The following is a 4117-nucleotide window of genomic DNA, read 5'->3' as shown; positions in this document are numbered from 1 at the left end:
TGTTCTCCCCGCCGCCGCCGCATCCGCCCAGAGCCAGCAGAGCGAAAAGGAACGCGGCCAGAAGAGCGCCGACACCAAACTTCCTGCCTTTCATGAGAACCACTCCTTACTGTTTGTAATGAGAAACTTGCACAAATATAATCCATTGCAGTACGTGTGTCAATAAAATGCACCAGACGTGTCGTTATTCGGATGTGTCGTTGTTCGTCGATTGCGTCATTACAAACAAATAGGGGGGCGATACCCAGGGACGGGAAAAACGTTCGGCGTCGAGCCGTCCGCAAAACGAAAGCCTCCGGGCGATTTGCGCGCCCAGAGGCTTCGAGACGACGACAAGCGATTTTCGGGGATTTCCCGCGCCGTTCAGCGGTCGGAGGCTTTTCCCGTCGTCTGGATGAAGAACGAGAGGACCATTCCCACCGTCCCGAGGCCGGACGCCAGGACGACTCCAAAGGAACCGACGGCGCCGCCCGCATTGAATCCGCCGTACAGCAGGGCCTGTCCGGCCCCCAGCGCCAGGAGCAGGGCTCCGGCCCAGCCGCAGAGGATGCTGACGATCATGAAGAAGGCGCCGATCTTCGACATGGCGCCCGGTACGGGCTGGTCCGCCTCGTCCACGATATCCGTCCAGAGGAGGTCCCATTTCTTGACGCGCGGGTAGAGCACCATCAGGATGGGAAGCCCCAGCACGATGGACGGGATGGAGTTGTTCAGCATGATGATGGTGCCCAGGGCCGCGTAGGGCACCATGCCCAGCAGCTCGAGTCCCCAGGCGATGGTGAGCGCACAGCCCATGGAGCCCAGAAGGGCTGCGACGACGTAGGCCGCGGCCTTCCTGGGGGTGGTCACACAGGGCTCGAGATCGCCCTTCGGGACGAGGCCGAGGTTGGTCCAGATCTTGTAGGGGACGTAGGCGAAGATGAAGTTCCCGAAAAAGCCGAAGAGGCTTCCGACTCCGAGCGACCCGAAAAAGTCCCCGATCAGGTTGCCGATGGCCGAGCCCCAGGCCCCGGCGGGCCCGAACAGGAGCCCCATGACGACCGGCAGCGCGCTTGCGGGACGGAATTCGGTCACGCCGGGTATCAGAACGAAGCCCTTGAACGGGATCAGCAGGGCCGCGTACAGGCCGGCGCACAGCGCTACGAGGACGACCATCTTGGTCTTTCCCCACATGGAGAATACCTCTTTCATCAATCATCCGCTCCTTTTCATTTCGTTTCTTTTTATTTCAATGGGTTCGGGGGGGCCGAGCCTCCCGGATGGAGTTCGGGGCAAAGCCCCGAGGATTCCGTCAGAAACTCCCCCACGGGAAGAACGCGGCCCACGCGGCATACGCTCCGGGGGCCAGCTTCAGGACCAGCAGGGCCGCGAAGGCGCCAAGCCCCAGGGCCATTGCGGCCCAGTCGCCCCTCCCGAGCCTCAGGTCCAGCAGCGTCGTGCGTTTGGAGCTGTAGCCGAACCCCTTGGACTCGAGCGCCATGGAGAAGACGTTGGTGCTCCGGATCAGGGACACGAGCGTGGGGATCACCAGCGGGACGTGCCTGCGTATTCGTTCCAGGAAGTTCCCCGAGTCCAGGTCCAGCCCCCGGGATTTCTGCGCCTGGATGATCGTGTGGCTCGTCTCCACGATCATGGGCACCAGACGGATGGCCGTCGCGAAGGCAAAGGCTCCTCTGTAGGGAAGGTGCAGCCTGACCAGCCCCTCGGCAATCTCCTCGATCTTGGTGGTGCTCAGGAAGACCATGCCCGCCACGATCATGAGGTCCGTCTTGAGGGCAATCATCGCGCCGTAGAGCACCCCGGAGAGCGAGAACTCGCCGCGCGCCAGGGGCCAGATCGTCAGGCAGAACAGGGCGATCATGATCAGCACGCCGCGGATGCGCCCAAGGTTCGGAAGCGCGCGCCCCAGGGCTCCGACGAACAGCACCAGGGCCGTCACCATGAGCAGGACCGGGATGTCCCGGAACATCAAGGCCATGGCGAAGCTCAGCAGCGTCAACAGGATCTTGGTGCGGGGATCGAGCCGATGAATCGGGGTGTCCCTGTCGAGGTAGAGGAACAGGTCCATCAGGCGTCCCCCCTCTCGGCGGCGCCCTCGGCATTTTGGGGAGAGCGGCCGTTTTCAGGCATGCGGGTGCAGCGCACCAGCTCCTCCACGGAGAGGACCGTCCGCCCCAGACGGTTGCCCAGGCTGACGATGTGGGGCGGCCTCAGGTGCGAGGCGGCCAGCTCCTCCTCGCGAGCCAGGACCTGCCGCGTGGGACCGTCCATCACCACCCGGCCGTCCCTCATCGCCACGATGCGGTGGGCGTACTCCGCCACCACCCACAGGGTGTGGGTGATCATGATGATGGTCTGCCCCGCCTCGTTGAGCTTCCGGATCAGCTCCATCATCCGCCTCTGCTCGCCGTAGTCGAGCCCCGTGGTGGGCTCGTCCAGGATGATGACGCCGGGCCGGGCCGAGAGCACGGAGGCGACCGCGACCCGCTGACGCTCCCCCTTCCCGAGCGTGAAGGGATCCCTCTTCTCGTAGCCCTGAAGTCCGACGGCCTCGAGGGCCTCGGTCACGCGCGACGCCACCTCCTCCGCGGAGCATCCGCGAATCCGGGGGCTGAATGCGACCTCGTCGAATACGTTGTCCGCAAATATCTGATGGTCCGGGTTCTGAAAGACATACCCCACCTCCTTCCCGATCTCGAAGACCGAGTGCTTCGCGGTGTCCTTGCCCCGGACCAGCGCCCGGCCGCCGCTCGGGAGCAGGAGGCCGTTGAAGTGCTTCACCAGAGTGGTCTTGCCGCTTCCGTTGTGCCCCAGGATGGCCACGAACTCGCCTTGCCGGATACTCAGGGTCACGCCGCTCACCGCGGCCCCGCCGTTGGGGTAGACGTGGCTCAGGTCCTCGACCTCGACGACCGTCTCCCCATAGCTGTTCTCCCGCTCGGCGTCGCGCTCCGAAAGCTCCTGGCAGCGCGCGTCGTCGAGGGTGAACCCCCTGCTGCGGAAGAGCTCCGCCCCCTCGTCGGGGAGCAGCGGAAGCTCCTCCGCGGGGCAGACGTTCAGCGCCGCGAAGTATTGGGGTATCTGCAAAGGGCGTATCCCGGCCTCCGCGACGAGCGCCGCGTCCCGCAGCAGTTCCCCGGGCGTCCCGTCGGCGAGGATGCGCCCTTTTTTCATCAGGATCAGGCGCTCGGCGTGCAGGGCTTCCTCGGTCTCGTGCTCGATGATGATCAGGGTCAGATCCCCCTGGGCGCTCAGCGTCCGTGCGATGGAGAAGACCTCGAGCTTCCCCATGGGGTCCAGGTCCGTGGTGGGCTCGTCCATGCACAGCACCGACGGCCGCGCGGCCAGCACGGAGCCGATGGCCAGGCGCTGCTTCTGGCCGCCGGAGAGGGTGGCGGGATGTCGTCCCTCGAAGCCCTCCAGGTGGACCGTCCGCAGCACGTCGCCGATGCGAAGAACGATTTCGGGCCTCGGCACGCCGAAGTTCTCGGGCCCGAAGGCAACCTCGAGCCCCGCGTTGGTGGAGAAGAGCTGGGCCTCGAAATCCTGGAAGACCAGGCCGATCTCGCGGGCCATCCGGCTGACGGGGGTATCCCTGGCCGGGAGGCCGCCCACCGTCACGGAGCCCTCGTACCGGCCCCGGACGAAGTGGGGGATCAGTCCGTTCAGGCTGTTGGCGAAGGTGGACTTCCCCGCACCGCTCTCGCCCATGATCACGACGAAGCGGCCGCGCTCCACCTCCAGATCGAGCGAATCCAGGGCCGGGGACTCGGAGCCCCGGTACCAGAAGGAGAAGTCCTTGACCTCCACGGCCTTTTCAGTGTTGATGTGCAATTATCCGTGACCTCCGTCCATCGTTCCGGGACGCCCCGGCGCGAAAAAGGATGCAATTCCACCGACCATTGTGCGTATTTCCGCAACACTTGTCAAGGACGGAGCCCCCGGCTGGTGATAGAGTTTTCTCTAATGCCAATCTTTTGAGCAGGCTCTGCCTGAGTCATCCTCCGAAATAGGCGAATTTTTCCAAGATATTTCACCTCTCTTCACACCACTCTTTTTATCCGTTCTCATTCTTAATGATAGTATCTTAGATTTACAATCCAGCCTGCAGGGGCAA

3 protein-coding genes are annotated in these 4117 nt (G+C 63.9%); all 3 read right to left on the bottom strand.

The genetic code is table 11. The annotated features are described in order from the left end of the window. Nucleotides 1–363: 363 nt before the first annotated feature. Entirely contained in the window at nt 364–1191 is an 828-nt protein-coding gene (locus Q0176_RS09955; RefSeq protein WP_299302325.1) for a QueT transporter family protein, read from the bottom strand. A 100-nt stretch (nt 1192–1291) separates the two neighbouring features. Next, on the bottom strand, nt 1292–2068 hold the full coding sequence (locus Q0176_RS09950; RefSeq protein ID WP_299302322.1) for an energy-coupling factor transporter transmembrane protein EcfT: 777 nt from the start codon (nt 2066–2068) through the stop codon (nt 1292–1294). Further along, nucleotides 2068–3834 carry an ABC transporter ATP-binding protein gene (locus tag Q0176_RS09945; RefSeq protein WP_299302319.1) on the bottom strand — a complete coding sequence of 589 codons (1767 nt, stop codon included), beginning with the start codon at nt 3832–3834 and terminating at the stop codon, nt 2068–2070. Before Q0176_RS09945 ends, Q0176_RS09950 begins: the two co-directional genes overlap by 1 nt. Nucleotides 3835–4117 lie beyond the last annotated feature (283 nt).

Origin of the sequence: uncultured Fretibacterium sp. (assembly GCF_938040765.1) — a bacterium.
In the GTDB taxonomy this organism is placed as follows: domain Bacteria; phylum Synergistota; class Synergistia; order Synergistales; family Aminobacteriaceae; genus CAJPSE01.
Note: the sequence above shows the minus strand (reverse complement) of the source record. Positions and strands in the feature narration are given on the sequence as shown.